Source organism: Nitrospirota bacterium (genome assembly GCA_016178585.1).
Lineage (GTDB): Bacteria > Nitrospirota > Nitrospiria > JACQBW01 > JACQBW01 > JACOTA01.
In genome coordinates, this window is sequence record JACOTA010000011.1 from 61,586 (window position 1) to 78,884 (window position 17,299).

Genomic DNA, 17,299 nt, shown 5'->3' on the forward strand with positions numbered 1-17,299 from the left:
AAAAACCGTGAACCCAAAGACGATCAGGATCAAAGGCGCCCGGGAACATAATTTAAAAAATATCGACGTAGAAATTCCCCGCGATCAACTGGTTGTGATTACGGGACTTTCCGGTTCCGGAAAGTCCACCCTGGCGTTTGATACGATCTATGCAGAAGGGCAAAGGCGGTATGTCGAATCCCTTTCCACCTATGCGCGCCAATTCCTGGAACAAATGGGCAAGCCCGATGTCGATTCGATCGAAGGGCTTTCTCCGGCAATTTCCATTGAACAGAAAACAACCAGTAAAAATCCCAGATCAACCGTTGGGACGGTGACGGAGATCTATGACTATTTCCGTCTTTTATTTGCACGGGTCGGCCATCCGCATTGTTATCAATGCGGTAAAGAAATTACGGCTCAAACCGTGACGCAGATCGTTGACGCGGTGATAGGCTATCCGGAAGGTTCCAAAATTCAGGTGATGGCGCCACTCATTCAAGGCAGAAAAGGGGAATACCGGAAGGAACTCCTGCAGATCAAGAAAAGCGGATATGTGCGCGCCAGAATCGACGGTAAAATGGTTGAACTGTCGGAAGTCCCTCAGCTGGATAAGAATAAAAAACATACCATAGACATCGTCGTCGACCGGATTATTTTAAAACCGGGAATTGAAAAGCGGCTGGCCGATTCTCTGGAGACCGCTGTTTCTCTTTCCGGCGGATTGGTTGTGGTTGCACGGGAGAATCGGGAGGATGTTTTGTTCAATGAAAAGCTTGCCTGCACGACGTGCGGTATCAGCTATCCCGAAATTGCCCCCCGTATGTTTTCGTTTAACAGTCCGCAAGGGGCTTGCCCGGCCTGTGGCGGGCTGGGGACGACCCGAGATCTCGACCCTGACATGATTGTTCCTGACAAAACCCTTTCGTTGAGGGAGGGAGCGATTAAACCATGGGAAAAACGGAGTTCGGGGTTTTACTTTCAGGTCATGGAAGCGTTAGCCAATCATTTTAAATTTGATTTAAAGACTCCTTTTAAATCTTTAAAGCCTGATTTTCAAAAAGCCATTCTCTACGGTACCGAAAATGAGACGATTACCTTTTATTTTGAAAGGGAAGGGAAAAGAGAGTTCTACCAAAAACCCTTTGAAGGCGTCCTTCATAATCTTGAAAGACGGTATCGGGAAACAGATTCCGTTTACATCCGCGATGAAATTGAAAAGTATATGAGTATCCGTCCCTGTCCGGACTGCGGAGGTGACCGGTTAAAAAAGGAGAGCCTGGCGATTAAAATAGGAGGCAAATCGATTACCGAAGTGACCCGATTTTCTATTCGAGATGCCGATCAATTTTTTTCTCAACTTGATTTGACTGAAAAAGAAAGGTTGATCGCGCACCGGATTTTAAAAGAAATTAAAGAGCGGCTGGGTTTTCTGATTAGCGTCGGCGTGGACTACCTCGCTTTAGACCGGACAGCAGCGACCCTTTCCGGGGGGGAAGGTCAGCGGATTCGCCTGGCAACTCAGATTGGATCGAGCCTCGTCGGGGTGCTTTATATTCTGGACGAACCTAGCATCGGGTTACATCAGCGGGACAACGAACGACTTCTCAACACGCTTAAAAGGTTAAGAGACCTTGGAAATACGGTTCTGGTGGTGGAACATGATGAAGAAACGATCCTGGATGCCGATTACGTTATTGATATGGGTCCGGGAGCGGGTGTTTTAGGGGGGAAGATTGTTTCTCAGGGCACGCCTGAGGAGATTAAGAGGGACCCCCTGTCTCTGACGGGAAAATATTTAAGCGGGCAAATTTCCATCAGGCTTCCCAAAAGGCATCGGCCGACCCGAAAATTTTTAAAAATTAAAAGCGCGTCTGAAAATAACCTGAAAGGAATCGACGTCTCCTTTCCGTTGGGGTTGTTTACCTGTGTTACCGGTGTTTCGGGATCAGGCAAAAGCACCCTGGTGATCGATGTGCTGTATAAAAACCTGGCCCACCACTTTTACCGTTCTTCCGAAAAACCGGGTGCCTGTTCCCACATTACCGGGTTGGAGGAACTTGATAAAGTGATTAATATCGATCAATCTCCCATAGGGAGAACCCCCAGGTCGAACCCGGCGACTTATACGGGACTCTTTACCCATATTCGCGATCTTTTTACCCAGTTGCCCGAATCGAGAGCAAGGGGCTATAAACCTGGCCGGTATAGTTTTAACGTCAAAGGGGGCAGGTGCGAGGCTTGCCAGGGAGACGGCGTCATTAAAATTGAAATGCATTTCCTTCCTGACGTTTATGTGACCTGCGAGCTTTGTAAAGGGAAACGTTATAACCGTGAAACCCTTGAGATAAGGTATAAACATAAAAATGTCGCTGATATTTTAGATATGAGCGTGGAAGAAAGTGTAATTTTCTTTGATTCGATTCCTCTCCTTAAGAACAAACTGGAGACGTTATACGATGTAGGGCTTGCCTATGTTAAGCTCGGTCAGTCGGCAACAACCTTATCGGGCGGAGAAGCGCAAAGAATTAAATTATCAAAAGAACTTTCAAAGCGTGCCACAGGGCGTACCTTGTATATTCTTGACGAGCCGACGACCGGTCTTCACTTCGCCGATATCCAGAAACTTTTAGATGTTTTAAACCGGTTGGTGGAGGGAGGAAATACGGTCGTTGTGATTGAACATAACCTTGATGTCATAAAAAATGCGGATTATGTCATTGACCTGGGCCCGGAAGGAGGGCTAAACGGGGGAGGGGTCGTGGTCACGGGAACCCCTGAAGAGGTTGCTCAGTTTCCGGGGTCTCATACGGGCAAGTTCCTCAAAAAAGTCCTCTCTTAGGCCGCTGAAAAAGCTCATCCCGTCTGATTGGACAAGAGATATAAAAATTGACTTTTGACCGGCATTTCGATTAAAATAAGTTCATGACATTTGATGATCTTTCTCTTTCTGAAGGGTTGCTTCGAAAGATAAAGAAGCTGAACTTCTCTCTATGTACCCCCATCCAGGAAAAAACGCTTCCTTTAACGCTTCAGGGAAAAGATGTTGCAGGCCAGGCCCAAACCGGAACGGGAAAAACCGCGGCATTTCTGATTGCGCTTTTTAACCGCCTTCTTTCTTTACCTTCGTCTTCGCAGGAAGACCTGGCGCCGCGGGCATTGATTATTGCGCCTACGCGGGAACTCGCCGTTCAGATTCAGCAGGATGCTATTTCCCTGAATCCCGATGACCAATTTAAAATTCATGCCGTATTCGGGGGTATGGATTATGAAAAACAACAGAACCAGTTTAAACAGGGTGTTGATATTTTAATCGGAACCCCCGGACGCCTGATTGATTTTTTTAAGCAGAAAAATTTCAACTTAAAGTCCATTAAAATCCTTGTGATTGACGAAGCAGACCGGATGTTCGATATGGGTTTTATCCCGGATTTGCGGTATATTCTGAGAAAAATGCCTCCTTACCATCAGCGCCAGACCCTTCTTTTTTCTGCGACCTTGAATTTCCGGGTGATGGAATTGGCCTATGAACATATGAATAACCCCGTAAAGGTGGAAATTTCACCTGATCAGCTTACCGCGGACAGGGTTCAACAGACGCTTTACCATGTCGAAAAAACAAAAAAGTTTTTTCTTCTTCAGGGGTTATTAGAAAAAAAAGGCATGGACCGTGTCTTGATTTTCATAAATACCAAGCAGGCAGGGGAACTGATCTGCAATCGCCTGCAACGAAGGGAAAAGTCGGTCGAAGCCATTACCGGCGATATCCCCCAGGCCAAACGGCTGAAAATATTGGACGATTTTAAGAATGGAAGATTAAACTTCCTGGTTGCAACCGATGTTGCTTCGAGAGGATTGCATATCGAGGGGGTAACGCATGTCATTAATTACGACGTTCCCCAGGACCCCGAAGATTATGTTCACCGAATCGGGAGAACGGCAAGAGCCGGAGCCCAGGGAATTGCCATTACCCTTGCCTGCGACGAATATGTCTACGGGCTAGAGGCGATTGAAAAATTTATTAATCAAAAAATTCCTGTGGAATGGGCAGAAGACGACCTTTTTATCGATTTACCGCATGCGCCGTTTCGTGGAAAAAGAGGACAACCTCCTCCGGTCAGAAAAAAAGGCCAATTTAAAGCGCGGTCGCGGCCCCATTCATAACTCAACTTCTCTTTTAAATTTTCTTATAGACCCGGTCGTTGACTCTGACCATTTCCCTAACCTGAAGACCGATGGTTTGTCCCGGCCCAGCCTCTTGAATATTCTCGTGTTCGATCTGCATCGTATTGACGACCTGTTCAAAATCGGTCGTATGTCCCTTGATATGAAGGGCATCCCCGATTCGAAGCTTTCCCTGTTGCCCCAATTCAACGATTCCGATTCCTATATGACTGTAATAATGGGTGATCTTCCCGACCTCCTGTTCCTTTATCAAAGGGGGAGTTTTTTGAATGGGCGATTCAGTCTCGGGGGCTATGTAAAACACCTTGGCGGATTCCCGGATGACCGTTGTCCCGAATACCTCAAGGGCCGGGGTCGTCTTAACGCTCTTGTTTAAGGGGACCTTTTTCCTGTTTGAAGTTTTGACAACCGTTTTTTTGATTGTTTTCTTAACGGTTTTTTTTACGGCTTTCTTAGTTGTTTTTTTGGCTGTCGTTTTCCCGACGCTTTTCTTTGCCGCCGGTTTTTTCTTCGGTTTTGCGGTAGTTTTCTTTTTTTTGACCGTAGAGGTCACTTTCTTTTTGGGGAGAGTTTTTTTTCTGGCGCCCGATGAAGACTTTGCTTTTGTTTTCATTTTAACCTCCTGGTTTTTAAGAAGTGTATGAAAATCGAGTTAAGACTCTCTTTGACTAAGCGGGGTATATTTTTTGTTCCTTTCCCCTTCGTAAATTTCAGTCGGTCTGAAGATATGATTATCCTGGACCTGTTCAAGCCAGTGTGCAAGCCATCCGGCTATTCTCCCCATGGCAAAGACCGGCGTAAAAAAATCTATATCAATCGACATTTTTTGGTAAACAAACCCGGAATAAAAATCGACATTGGCATAAATCCCTTTATGGGATAAAAGTTTTTCCGCGACTTTTTCTACCTCTTCGGCTATTTCATACAATGGAGATTTTCCGTTCTGTTGAAAAAGCTGCCTTGCCAGTTTTTGAAGGAAAACCGCCCGAGGATCTTTGACCTTGTATTCACGGTGTCCCATCCCCATGATTCTTTCTTTATTGGCAAGTTTCTTTTCAAGATAGCCTTCCGCGTTGGCCTTAGATCCTATCTCCCTCAACATCATCAGGACTTCCTCATTGGCTCCCCCATGCAAAGGTCCCCTTAACGTTCCAACAGCCGAAGAGATGACCGTATAAGGATCGGCGAGTGTTGAAGCCGTGACCATGCCTGAGAAGGTTGAAGCATTCATGGTATGTTCGGCATGCAAAATCAGACAACTGTCCAAAACTTTTGCCACCAGGGGGTGGGGCACCTTTCCGTGAAGCATATAAAGAAAATTTTCGGAATGGTTTAAATCTTCCCGCGGAAGGATATGTTCGTCTCCCCGTCTCATTCGGTAATACGCGGCAATAATGGTGGGAATTTTCGCAATCAAGCGAACGGCGGAAATATATTGTGTTTCAGGATTGGTCACATCCTTGGCCTCATAAAACATCCCCAGCGCCGCGACGGTTGCCTGTAAAGCATACATGGGATGACCGCTTTCAGGAAAGCATTTCATCAGGTCTGTGATCCTGAACTTGATTCGGCGGTGTTCCCTAATGTCCAAATCAAACTGTTCTAACTCTCTTTTTGTCGGGAGGCTTCCAAATAGGAGGAGATAAGCGGTTTCAATGAAGGTGCTTTGTTCGGCCAGTTGTTCAATCGAAATCCCCCGATATTCGAGGATTCCTTTTTGGCCATCAAGGTAGCTGACTTTTGATTTAGCGGCTGGTACGCCTGATAAGCCTGGTGAAAACTTTTCCATGAGCGTTTCTCCATCCGGTGTCATTGTATTGATCTTCAATTCAAAAAGCAACTTTTGGTTAACTTTTATTCATTTTTTTAAATATCACGATGAACTGAAAAGTTCGAGGGTTTTAATCTTTCCTGCCGCTTTCCAAAATTATACCATGCTATCTTTTTTGGGCAACTCGGAAAACGGCTTTGGTTGAAATATTCCCTGAAATATATTATAGTATCTTCCATATGAAAAAAACGGGTAATTTGCGGATCGAAGCCGAAAAGTATTTTAACGGGCTAAGAGACCGTATCTGCGAAAAATTCGAAGAAATCGAAAACGGCCAAACCTTTCAGAGAACCCCCTGGCAGAGAGACAGCGGCGGCAGCGGAGTCATCTCTGTCATGAAAGGAAAGGTTTTTGAAAAAGTGGGGGTAAATTGTTCTGCCGTATTTGGAGAACTTGACCCTGAATTTGGGAAAAACATTCCCGGATATCAAAAGTATTTCTTTGCCACAGGAATTTCACTGGTTGCCCATATGTTTAATCCCCTTGTGCCCGCCGTCCATATGAATTTAAGGTATATTGAAACTGATCATTCCTGGTTTGGCGGAGGGACCGATATGACCCCTTTTTTCCCTTTTGAAGAGGATAAACAGGAATTTCACCAAGCGTTAAAAAATGCTTGTGACAAACATGATCCGGAGTATTACCCAAAATTTAAAAAATGGTGTGACGAATATTTTTATTTAGAGCACCGAAAAGAGCCTCGCGGAATCGGAGGCATTTTTTTTGATTATCTGGATAAAAATCTCGAAAAGGATTTTCCTTTTGTGCAAGAGGTGGGCGAAGCCTTTTTAAAGGTTTATCCGAAGATCGTTTCCCGGCGTAAAGACCTTCCCTTTACAGAGGAACAAAAGGAGTTTCAGCTTTATCGCCGGGGCCGTTATGTAGAATTTAATTTAATGTATGATCGTGGGACGCTCTTCGGGTTGAAGACGGGTGGAAATATTGATGCGATATTGATGTCCTTACCACCCGTAGTCAAATGGAAGTAGGGGAGTCGCTGAAAAACCCCCATCCATGGCTGAACACAACTAATACGACCTCCTTCTGAAAGCAACCGGTTTACCGCTCTCCATTCCATAAATTCAAGACATTCCCTCAAAAATAGCCCCTTTCTCCGAGCGCTTATATTGCGCCAGGCCTTATCCGATGTCAAACTTGCGCCAGAATCCAAAAACTCCCAATTTCGGCCCTTTTTGACAAAATGAAAATTAAAGCTAAACTTAGTATAACCATCTTTTTGATCTACCAAAAACTCTTTTTATAAGGTTTCGATTGAAAAAAAAGATCTCAATCTTGATTGTGGATGACTCCACTACTTTCCGAAAGGAAATTATTCGAATCCTCTCTTCCCGGAAAATTGCCGAAAACTTTATAGAAGCGTGCGATGGATCTGAAGGGTTGCAGATCCTTTTATCCAAAAAAAAGGTGGATTTAATTATCAGCGATTGGCTGATGCCCAAAATAGACGGGATTAAATTTCTCCAAACGGTCCGTTCTTATCCCGATCTTTATGACATCCCTTTCATCCTCATTACCGTTAAAGATCAAATGAAAGAAAAAATACTCGGTTTTCAGCAAGGAGCTACGGATTATATCTCAAAGCCGTTTCATCCGGATGAATTTACCGTTCGGGTAATCAATCTTTTAAAAATCCGGGAGGTTCAAGAATCCCTCAAGGAAAAGAACAAGAAATTAGAGAAATTATCCACCCTTGACCCGCTTACCGGGTTATATAACAGAAATTATTTAAAACAGGCTTTAACGAAAGAATGGACAAGAAGCCAGCGATTTAAAAATTCGATCGGATGTTTGATGATGGATATCGATTTGTTTAAAAATATTAACGATATTCTGGGTCATAAAGCGGGGGATGAGGTTTTAAGAGAAATGGCAAAAATCATCTCTTCTTTGCTCAGGGGATATGATTTTTCCTGCCGTTATGGCGGAGATGAATTCATTATCATCCTTCCGGAAAACTCGAAGGCGGGAGTCAAAATCGTTGGAGAGCGGTTAAGAGAAAAAGTCTCCCTTCATCCCTTCTTAAAACGGCATAAGCTTCGGATAACCGTATCCATTGGCGGGATTTCAATAAAAGGAGATAAAGCCAAAGACGCTGAAAGTATTATTGCCAAAGCAGACAAGGCGCTCTACCGGGCCAAAAGGGGCGGAAAAAACCGGATCTGCGTGCTTTAAACACTCCTCCCGTATGACTTACCTTTGACAGCTTGAGCTTATGTGCTATCTTTTAATAGAAGTCAGCAAATGACAAGGGTTGCCTCAGCCTCTTACAGGTCGATTGACTGGTTTATCCAGAATCGGGGTTCGGGCCAATTGGACCCATGAGTGCGAAGATCAGCAAAAAGAGAGCGCCAACATGAAAGCTCCTTTACCGGATAACGAATTAGAAAGGCTTAACGCCCTTCACCAGTACAAGATCCTGGATACCCTTCCAATCAAAGCCTGGAAAATGAAATTGTAGAGCGCAAGCGGGCAGAACAACAAATCAATCATCAAGCCTACTACGACCTATTAACCGACCTCCCCAATCGGGTCTTCTTCCAGGAGCAACTGAAACAGACTCTTCTGATTACAAAGCGTGAAAACAAACCGCTCTATCTTCTAATCATGGATATAGACCGTTTCAAGGAGATCGGCAATGCCATCGGGCATCAGAAGGGAGATTTGATGTTACAGCAGTTCGGTCCGCGCGTCAGAGAGGCGCTCAGGGAGTCCGACCTGTTGGCCCGGTTGGAAGGGGGTAAATTCGCGGTGCTTCTTCCGTCAGCAGATATCGAAGGGGCGGTTGGGGTAATACGAAAGATTTTAAAGGTTCTGGAACGCCCTTTCATCATTGAAGGACTAACGCTTTATGTGGAAGTGAGTATCGGGGTTGCAAACTATCCCGAACATGGGAACGAGGCCTCCATTCTTCTCCGGAGAGCGGATATTGCCTTGCAGCTGGCGGAGCAGACCGATGGTAAGTACTTTGTTTATGCTTCCGATAAAGATGAATATGACCCGTACCGCCTTGTTCTGATGGGAGAATTGCGCAATGCGCTGGACCGTGATGAGTTGTTTTTACTCTACCAGCCAAAGATTAACCTCAAGACAAACCGCATTTCAGGTGTAGAGGCCCTGGTGCGCTGGAAGCATCCCCAGCGGGGAATCCTTCCGCCGGACCAGTTCATCAGACTGGCGGAACAGACCGGACTGATCAAGCCTTTAACGCTCTGGGTACTTCACTCAGCCCTGCGCCAATGCCAGGCTTGGTGCAGGGAAGGGATTGAAATGAGTGTGGCAGTGAATCTATCAGCCCGGAACTTGCTCGATCCGAAACTGCCGAATCAGATTGCAGAGATACTCCAGTCGTGCGCCGTAACAACAGACTGCCTGGAACTGGAAATTACCGAAAGCATCATCATGGCTGACCCGGCCCGGGCCATGGAGGTTCTGACGGGTCTGAGCAAAATGGGAATACGCCTGTCCATTGACGATTTCGGCACCGGCTATTCCTCCCTGGGTTATCTCAAGAAACTTCCTGTGAATACGATCAAAATTGATAAATCTTTTGTCTTGAAAATGGCCACGAACAGGGACGACGCGGTGATTGTGGGTTCAACCATCGACCTTGCCCACAATCTGTCCCTAAAGGTCGTGGCTGAGGGGGTGGAAGACCGGGAAACATGGGATCAGCTGACTGCCATGGGTTGCGATACGGCACAAGGGTATTATATGTGCCGTCCTATTCCTCCGGTGGAACTGACCCGCTGGTTGGAGGAGTCGCCCTGGGGTTTCCAGAGGCTCTCTTAAAGCCTGGGACCACCGTCCACCGCATAAGGTCCGACCACTATTTAAGGGTGAGGCTTTACTCATCTCTGTCCCTCATTCTGGAAGGTGTAAAAAGACGAAGGGTTTTAAAAAGTGGCGGTTTGGTCGATTTCGACGTGTAAGCGGATTTCTTTCAAAATATTGGCGACTTTTATGCATTTCTCCAGGTTTCCTGAATAACAGATGGCTCTCCCCTTGTTGTGTGCTTCCAAACAAATTTCAACGGACTTTTCAAGCGAAAAACCCGTTGCTTTTTGAACCTGAAGGATCACTTCGTCGAAAGAGTGGACGTCATCGTTATAGAGAATCACATTCCACGGCAGGTCGGTTTGCAGGCCGCTTTCCGTTTCCTCCAGTAAAATCGTTCCCGGTTGTTCCAGCGATAAGATTGACAAATAGGTCCTCTTAATTATTTTTTTTTCGGGTCATCAGGTTTTTTAGATCTTCCCAGTGCGTTACCGGGGGTGAACAGGTAAAATTTTCGCAAAAATATGCGGTGACCTGGCCATTTACCATTCGTTTTTCCGAAATGGTTTTGAGCGGACCTGAGCCTTCGACCTCTTTTTCAGTCACCGGATAGATTGCGGTATGAGGAAGGTAGATCTCCTTTAAACGGTCCAGCCACGGATTGATATCCTCCAGGTTTGGTCCAACAAGCACCACCTGGTTTTTTCTGACGTTATCATCGTAGGCGCAAAGAAAGCTCCCGAAACCAAAGGGATTCCCTTCCATTTGTTCAGCATAGATTTTAAATAAAACCTTTGCGAAATCGAGATAAACCTTTTGTTCCGTATGATCATAAAGACGGCTTAAATTCCGGGCGGCAACCGCATTTCCAGACGGAATGGAGTGATCCTGCCCGCTTTTAGGACGGTTGATGAGAATTTCGTGGTGGGAGCCGGTAAAAAAGAAGCCGCCCTCTTCCTTATCCCAGAAATTGGCAAGCAGAGTATCAGTCAACACAATGGCTTTCTCGAGCGTCTCTTTTTGATGCGTGGTTTCATAAAGGTCGAGAAGCGCCGCAGTCACAAAAGCATAATCATCCAGATAACCGTTTAATTTTGCCGTCCCGTCCTTATAGGTTGCCAGTAATATTTCGTTTTGATAAAGATGCTTAAATAAAAATTGGATTCCCTTTACGGCGGCGGCTAAATAAGTTTCGTCTCCAATCACGCGGTATCCTTCTATCAATCCGGAAATCATTAACCCGTTCCAGCTGGTTAGAATTTTTTCATCACGGTCCGGTTTGATGCGGGTCTCTCTTTTTTCAAAGAGGGTTTTCTTCGCGTCACGGATGATTTTTTCGATAACTTCTGGCGGTTGGTTAAATTCGCCCGCAACCTTTTTGAGTTCATAGGGGGTGTTGAGGATCGTGCGGCCTTCGAAATTCCCCTGCTGGGTGATATCGAAATAACGGCAAACGACGGAACTGGTTTCGGGCGATAAAATCTGGTTAACTTCCATGAGCGTCCAGACAAAGAATTTTCCTTCCACTCCCTCGCTGTCCGCATCCTGAGTGGAGTAAAAACCCCCTTCGGGAGAGGTCATTTCCCTCAGAACGTAGTCCAGGGTTTCAGCGGCAATCTGTTTAAAAAAGGGATTTTGTGACAGTTGAAAACCCAGGAGAAAAAGAGGAACCATTTGCGCGTTATCATAAAGCATTTTTTCGAAATGGGGAACAAGCCAGCGCTCATCCACGGAATAGCGGTGGAATCCGCCTCCGAGCTGGTCGTAAATTCCACCGGTGGCCATTTTATGAAGCGTGTGAAGCACCTTGTTCAAGTACGATTCGTCGCGACTGCTTTCATAAAACCTTAAAAAGAGCTGGTGAATCATCGTGCTGGGAAATTTAGGCGCTCCTCCAAAACCTCCGTAGGCCGGATTATAAAACTGGGCTAAAGCTTCAACGCTTTTTTTGATCAAGTCCTGAGGAATTTCATCCTTTTTGGGATAAACCTTCCCCATTTTAGAAAGGCCCATCAACGCCTGAGTTGAGTTTTTAATGACTTCGTCATGATTGTCGGTATAGGCTTTTGCCACAGCTTCGAGTGCCCGTGGAAAGCCGGGGAGATTGTAGCGATCTTCCGGAGGAAAATAAGTCCCACCATAAAACGGAACTTGTTCCGGCGTTAAAAACATGGTGAGGGGCCACCCACCTCCCCTTTTGATAAAAAATTGAACGGCATTTTGATAAATCTGATCAAGGTCTGGCCGCTCTTCCCGATCGACCTTAATATTGATAAAATAACGATTCATTAAAGCGGCCGTCTCCTCATCTTCGAACGACTCTTTTTCCATGACATGGCACCAGTGGCAGGCCGAATAGCCGATGCTTAACAAAATCGGTTTATTTTCTTTTTTTGCGCGGGTTAACGCCTCTTCTCCCCATCCGTACCATTCAACGGGGTTATGCGCATGTTGAAGCAGGTAGGGGCTGGTTTCTTTGATGAGAGAATTTGTAAATCGTTGTTCTTTAGACATGACTGTCCCTTATAAGTGTTTAGACCATTATTTTAAGAGGGTTTTGCGTTGGAGTAAATAAAAAAGCACTAGACAGCCTAAACGTAAAAAAGCTATGATTAAAAATGCGTTTGAAACGCGAATTCTTTTTGAGATCCCCTGAAATCGTTGCCCGAAATCTTCTGGGAAAGTCGTTATTTTTTCGGGGCAAACGTGTTATTATCGTCGAAGCAGAGTCTTATGGCGTGAATGATCCTGCCTGTCATGCCTTTCGGGGTAAAACTCCGCGAAATGAGCCGATGTTTAAAGAGGGCGGAAGAAGTTACGTCTATTTTATTTACGGAATGCACTACTGTTTTAATGTCGTCACGGGGAAAGAAGGAATTCCCTCTGCTGTTTTAATCAGGGGAGGTTTCCCGATTGCGGGTTTAAAAGAAATTAAGAAATTACGGGGAAAAAGCGAACCGGAAAAGAAAATCCTTATCGGTCCAGGAAATTTTTGTAAAGGTCTGGGAATCGGGCGCGAAGAGAATGACCTTAATTTATGTGAATCTACGGATTTTTATTTTTATGAAGGGGATACCGAAGCGGCGGGATTAACAATTGGAACTTCTCCCCGAATCGGGATTTCTGAAGGAAAAGATAAACTTTGGCGGTTTTTTCTAAAAGACTTTTCGATTGAACAAATCAAGGTTGCGCGGTGAAAGGAAATAAAGAAGGATGGTACCCAAACAGGTAAATTCTTTTGCTGAGATTTACCATCAAAAAACCAAATATTTCAGGGAGGAAATTGCCGGCAATCCCAGACAATTGGACTGGAGCGCCCAACCCTCTCCTTTTAAAGATTACCATTCGGAAAATAAGATTGATTTAACGCCCTATCTTCCCTTTCAGAAAAACCCCTTTACCGGGAAGTCTATGGCTTATCCCCCGTTTGGTGACGATGAAGGGTTAAGTTTGGGAAACATTTCACGTCTTTTATATTTTACAAACGGTGTGACCGGGATTTTGCAATATCCGAACGGCGCAAAGCTATACCTCAGGGCCGCTCCAACCGCGGGAGGGTTATATCCCACTGAAATTTATGTCGCTGTCAGGGATATCCTCCGCATGCCTAACGGAATTTATAATTTTCAGGTCAAGGATCATTCGCTGGTGCCCCTCTGGGAAGGAAACTTTTGGAATGAATTCAGCCAGTATTGTTTTGGCCATGAGGCGATTGACCAATCGAATTTACTCATCATTATGACGGCGGTATTTCAGAGAAGCGCCTGGCGATATGAGGACAGGGCCTATCGGAGAATCCTCCTTGATACGGGGCATATCCTCGGTAATTTAAATGGGTCTGCCGAAAAAGAGGGCCTGGGGGTCTACCCGATCAGCGGTTTTTTTGATCAGGCGCTCAATCAACTTCTTTTCCTTGACGAAACTGAAGAGGGGGTGCTCATGATGAATGCCCTTCCGTCGTTAAAGACTCTTAAAGCGACAGAGATTCGAAGGAGTTCCGTTTATGCCTCTTCTACAAAAAAGGAAGAACCTGATCTTAAGAAAGGCCTTCTTTTGGGCCTGCACGAAGCCTCTTATTTGGGTAAAGACGATTTTCTATTAGAAGGGATCATGCCGGATACCGATTCCATCGAAGATAAATATTCGTCCCGTACATCCATCTCTTTGAAGGGGAAACCCCTGGATTTTGGGAATAAGGGGATTGAACAAACCATTCTCGAAAGGCGGTCAACGCGTGCGTATTCCGGCCAATCGTTATTTAAGGATGAGTTGGCGGATTTGCTGGCTTATGCCTATGATCCGGCTATTTTAAAGGATGAAACGGATTCCGAGAATAGGGGGCTTCCTCAGGTTTTTGACCCTTCGTTACTCGAGACTTTCGTGATTATTCACGGCGTAATTGAAATCGAGTCGGGGGTTTATTATTATGCCCCGATGCAGCAGGAATTAAGGCTGATTCGAAGTGGTCAATTCAAGCAGGCAACCTGGGAGTTTTGTTTGGGTCAGGAATTGGGAAGAGATGCTTCGGTGATTGTCGTCCACGCTTCCCATTTACCGAATTCCGTTTCAAAGTATGGCAACAGGGCCTACCGGTATCTTCACCTTGACGCGGGACATTTGGGACAAAGGCTAAACCTCGCAGCCATTCGACTGGGGTTAGGCGCCAGCGGTATTGGCGGTTTTTTCGATGATGAGGTCAACGCGTTGCTTCAGTTGTCTTTGGATTATGCCATTGTGTATATTACAACCATCGGCAGACCTGTAACCGCATCATAAAGTGTAACAACGGGCTATTGCCAGTGACGGATTGTGGAATGGTCGTAGTTAGACCGAGACGGATTGTGGAATGGTCGTAGTTAGACCGAGCGGAACGCGGGGTTCGGGGGCATTGAGAGCGGAGCGAGCAGGCCCCTGAGTCTAATAAGATCATGGGTCGATGTCTGGAACCGGCTGATGACGAGGAAGAAAGGGTAGCGAAAAATGGATGATTTTAAAGAAGGAAAAAATCAGTTTTTGCAGATCCTTAAACAAATTGATCCGGATGTGCAGGCGGTGATCCCGGTTACGCCCTCCAACGGACATTTTTTAATTTCTTTGACCCGCAAAAGCGCCAGAAAATTTATAATGATCGGAGAGGATGATATTTTAGATCTCCCGGCTGACCATACCATTCGAAATGAGGTCGAAGAACAAATTAAAGAAACAGTTCAATCAATGAGAGACTAAAATATAAAATAATAATATAAAGTGAAGCAACCGGCTTTGCCGGTGCGGAACGCGGGGTTCGGGGGCATCTGGAGGCTCCGAGCTTGCTTTGGGAGCGATCCCCGCAGCGGACATATGGTTTAAATCATGTCTCCGCACGGGTCCCTGAATATAATGGAGAAATGATGGAAAAAACATTTGATGATGTCGTAGGATTTCACGGACATTTGTGTCTGGATATCGCAATGGGATATCGGATTGCCAAAGCCGCTGTCCGGGAGATGGGGTCTGAACTTAAAAACATGAAAGAGGTCGTCGCAATGGTGGAAAATGAAACATGCGCCGTTGACGCAATTCAGGAGTATACCGGATGCACGCTTGGAAAACGAAATCTCACGATGACGGCAACCGGTAAGCCGGTTTACCTCCTCCAAAACACCAAAACCCAGAACGCGGTCCGGCTTTATTGTCATTATTGGGAAACGTTTGATCCGGATGGTTCCCACAGCGCCAGGCGGAAGGCGATGACGGGGCCAGGCGCCACGCCGGAGCAGAAAGAAGCTTTTCAAAAAGAATTGAATGAAAAGATCCAGGAAATTTTAACGCTTCCGGAAGAGAAGCTCTTCAGGGTTAAAAAAATAAAATTACCGCCTCCTCCGAAAGTCGGAAAATACAAGGCCAAACCTTGCGGAAACTGCGGAGAGTATACCCACGAAGGTCGTTTTAAAGAAATTGACGGAAAAAAGGTCTGTATCTCCTGCTATGAAGCGGCCCTCGAACGAAAAAAATGGACCTAGGCGATTTTCGTCTCTTTACGTCTTCCAGCCTATCGGGTATATTTAACATAGACCGAATGAACCCAGCAAGGTCTCTCTCTTATTTAAATTGAATCCTTGTTCCCTCGACAGACGAAATCCGTTTTCCGGGATAAGAAGTATTTGTTTAGGTTTTCGTTTTGCATAAAAAAGATGATTCTGGTTCCGAAAAAAGCCTTTCTTATGGCATAAAGGATGGCGCTTCCTATTCCATGATGACGGGGATAGGTGAAAGCTATCTCATTCCCTTTGCCCTTTTTTTTAAAGCTTCGAGCACTGAGATTGGTTTTATTGTGTCTGTTCCCCAATTATTTGGCGCTTTCTTTCAACTTTTTTCGGTTTACCTCCTTTCCAGTTTAAATAATCGCAAACAACTGATCTTATCCGGTGTCGGCCTTCAAGCCGTGGCCTGGCTTCCTTTATTATGGATGCCTCTCCTGATTCCTGAACACGCCCTTTTTTTTCTGGGTCTTGGCGCTTCACTTTATTTCTTGCTCGGTAATTTAGCCAGCCCCCCCTGGAACAGCCTGATGGGAGATTTGGTTCCTCGCGGCCAGCGGGGGAACTATTTTGGCCGGAGAACAAAAATTATGAGCCTCTGTTCTTTTTCGGGGCTTTGCGCAGGGGGAGTGACGCTTCATTTCACTCATGCGGCGGGACACCCGGCCGCGGGATTTATTCTGATTTTTATGCTGGCGGCCGTCTTCAGGATTTTTTCTTTTTATTACCTAAAAAAAATGGAGGAACCTTCTTTAAGTTCCTCCATTGAAAAATTTTACCTGACCCATTTTTACCGGCACTTTAAACATTCAAACTTTTTAAGGTTTGTGATTTTTTCGGCCCTCATTTCATTTTCCGTTCAGGTTGCCGCTCCTTTTTTTGCTGTTTATATGCTCCGCGACCTCCATTTTACCTATCTGCAATATATGCTGGTTGCGGCGACGGCTGTTTTAAGCCAATATTTGACTTTTCTCTACTGGGGAAATTTTTCCGACCGTTTTGGAAACCGGATGGTATTAAAGATTACAGGATTAATGTTGCCGTTCCTTCCCATCATGTGGCTTTTTTCGCCCAATTTCTATTATATTCTAACGATTCAAATTCTTTCAGGATTTATCTGGGCAGGATTCAGCTTAAGTATCACCATATTTATCTTTGACGCGGTTTCTTCTGAAAAAAGGGCGGTCTGTATTGCCGTTTATAGCACCCTCAACGCCCTGGGCATTTTTTTTGGCGCAATGGTTGGAGGGCTTTTAACGAATATCTTTCCAGTCTCTTTCGATATCCTTCACTGGAGTTTCCACCTTAGATCAAAACTTTTGTTTTTGTTTTTCATTTCAGGAGCATTACGACTTATCGTCTATCTGACGTTCCTTCCAAAAATTCAGGAAGTCCGGGAAGTGGAAGCTTTTTCCTTCAAACAGGCGTTCTACAAACATCTACGTTCTACCCACCCTTATAAATAAAAAACTCCCATTTGACCCGTGAC

14 protein-coding genes are annotated in these 17,299 nt (G+C 45.3%); 10 read left to right on the forward strand and 4 right to left on the reverse strand.

The genetic code is table 11. The features are described from left to right. The first annotated feature begins 7 nt into the window (after nt 1-7). A complete protein-coding gene (uvrA, locus tag HYR79_01625) occupies nt 8-2,821 on the forward strand; it encodes an excinuclease ABC subunit UvrA (GenBank protein MBI1820386.1) in 2,814 nt (937 codons plus the stop codon). An 83-nt stretch (nt 2,822-2,904) separates the two neighbouring features. Then, nucleotides 2,905-4,143, forward strand: a complete 1,239-nt coding sequence (locus HYR79_01630; GenBank protein MBI1820387.1) for a DEAD/DEAH box helicase — start codon at nt 2,905-2,907, stop codon at nt 4,141-4,143. A 13-nt stretch (nt 4,144-4,156) separates the two neighbouring features. On the opposite strand, the gene HYR79_01635 is transcribed toward HYR79_01630, so the two are convergent. Together HYR79_01635 and HYR79_01640 are read right to left on the reverse strand one after the other, a co-directional pair. Further along, nucleotides 4,157-4,414, reverse strand: coding sequence for a hypothetical protein (locus tag HYR79_01635; GenBank protein ID MBI1820388.1), 258 nt, complete (start codon nt 4,412-4,414; stop codon nt 4,157-4,159). Between the two features lie 402 nt (nt 4,415-4,816). Then, nucleotides 4,817-5,977 carry a citrate synthase gene (locus tag HYR79_01640; GenBank protein MBI1820389.1) on the reverse strand — a complete coding sequence of 387 codons (1,161 nt, stop codon included), beginning with the start codon at nt 5,975-5,977 and terminating at the stop codon, nt 4,817-4,819. Nucleotides 5,978-6,174: 197 nt separating this feature from the next. Between HYR79_01640 and hemF the strand changes: the two genes are divergently transcribed. From hemF to HYR79_01655, 3 genes are all read left to right on the forward strand, one after another. Further along, nucleotides 6,175-6,984, forward strand: a complete 810-nt coding sequence (gene hemF / locus HYR79_01645) for an oxygen-dependent coproporphyrinogen oxidase (GenBank protein MBI1820390.1) — start codon at nt 6,175-6,177, stop codon at nt 6,982-6,984. Nucleotides 6,985-7,267: 283 nt separating this feature from the next. Next, entirely contained in the window at nt 7,268-8,188 is a 921-nt protein-coding gene (locus HYR79_01650; protein ID MBI1820391.1) for a diguanylate cyclase, read from the forward strand. 432 nt (nt 8,189-8,620) lie between these two features. Beyond that, complete coding sequence (locus tag HYR79_01655) at nt 8,621-9,805, forward strand: bifunctional diguanylate cyclase/phosphodiesterase (protein MBI1820392.1); 1,185 nt, start codon at nt 8,621-8,623, stop codon at nt 9,803-9,805. 104 nt (nt 9,806-9,909) lie between these two features. Here the strand turns inward: HYR79_01655 and HYR79_01660 are convergent, their stop codons facing one another. Both HYR79_01660 and HYR79_01665 read right to left on the reverse strand, forming a co-directional pair. Then, nucleotides 9,910-10,185, reverse strand: coding sequence for an ATP-dependent Clp protease adaptor ClpS (locus tag HYR79_01660; GenBank protein MBI1820393.1), 276 nt, complete (start codon nt 10,183-10,185; stop codon nt 9,910-9,912). A gap of 43 nt (nt 10,186-10,228) precedes the next feature. Beyond that, nucleotides 10,229-12,304, reverse strand: a complete 2,076-nt coding sequence (locus HYR79_01665; protein ID MBI1820394.1) for a thioredoxin domain-containing protein — start codon at nt 12,302-12,304, stop codon at nt 10,229-10,231. Nucleotides 12,305-12,408: 104 nt separating this feature from the next. Between HYR79_01665 and HYR79_01670 the strand changes: the two genes are divergently transcribed. The 5 genes from HYR79_01670 to HYR79_01690 all read left to right on the forward strand — a co-directional run bounded on the left by HYR79_01670 (nt 12,409) and on the right by HYR79_01690 (nt 17,276). Then, the gene (locus HYR79_01670) at nt 12,409-12,987 is read left to right on the forward strand and encodes a DNA-3-methyladenine glycosylase (GenBank protein ID MBI1820395.1); all 579 of its coding nucleotides are present in this window, start codon (nt 12,409-12,411) and stop codon (nt 12,985-12,987) included. Between the two features lie 16 nt (nt 12,988-13,003). Then, nucleotides 13,004-14,566, forward strand: a complete 1,563-nt coding sequence (locus tag HYR79_01675; protein ID MBI1820396.1) for a SagB/ThcOx family dehydrogenase — start codon at nt 13,004-13,006, stop codon at nt 14,564-14,566. A gap of 204 nt (nt 14,567-14,770) precedes the next feature. Next, the gene (locus tag HYR79_01680) at nt 14,771-15,016 is read left to right on the forward strand and encodes a hypothetical protein (protein MBI1820397.1); all 246 of its coding nucleotides are present in this window, start codon (nt 14,771-14,773) and stop codon (nt 15,014-15,016) included. A 164-nt stretch (nt 15,017-15,180) separates the two neighbouring features. Next, a complete protein-coding gene (locus HYR79_01685) occupies nt 15,181-15,792 on the forward strand; it encodes a formylmethanofuran dehydrogenase (GenBank protein MBI1820398.1) in 612 nt (203 codons plus the stop codon). A gap of 158 nt (nt 15,793-15,950) precedes the next feature. Continuing rightward, complete coding sequence (locus HYR79_01690; GenBank protein MBI1820399.1) at nt 15,951-17,276, forward strand: MFS transporter; 1,326 nt, start codon at nt 15,951-15,953, stop codon at nt 17,274-17,276. Nucleotides 17,277-17,299: the final 23 nt, after the last annotated feature.

Coding starts and splice junctions, on each gene's coding strand:
- HYR79_01675 (MBI1820396.1), top strand. CDS start 13,004: ATGGTACCCAAACAGGTAAATTCTTTTGCTGAGATTTACCATCAAAAA.
- HYR79_01640 (MBI1820389.1), bottom strand. CDS start 5,977: ATGACACCGGATGGAGAAACGCTCATGGAAAAGTTTTCACCAGGCTTA.
- HYR79_01680 (MBI1820397.1), top strand. CDS start 14,771: ATGGATGATTTTAAAGAAGGAAAAAATCAGTTTTTGCAGATCCTTAAA.
- hemF (MBI1820390.1), top strand. CDS start 6,175: ATGAAAAAAACGGGTAATTTGCGGATCGAAGCCGAAAAGTATTTTAAC.
- HYR79_01670 (MBI1820395.1), top strand. CDS start 12,409: ATGCGTTTGAAACGCGAATTCTTTTTGAGATCCCCTGAAATCGTTGCC.
- HYR79_01655 (MBI1820392.1), top strand. CDS start 8,621: ATGGATATAGACCGTTTCAAGGAGATCGGCAATGCCATCGGGCATCAG.
- HYR79_01630 (MBI1820387.1), top strand. CDS start 2,905: ATGACATTTGATGATCTTTCTCTTTCTGAAGGGTTGCTTCGAAAGATA.
- HYR79_01665 (MBI1820394.1), bottom strand. CDS start 12,304: ATGTCTAAAGAACAACGATTTACAAATTCTCTCATCAAAGAAACCAGC.
- HYR79_01685 (MBI1820398.1), top strand. CDS start 15,181: ATGGAAAAAACATTTGATGATGTCGTAGGATTTCACGGACATTTGTGT.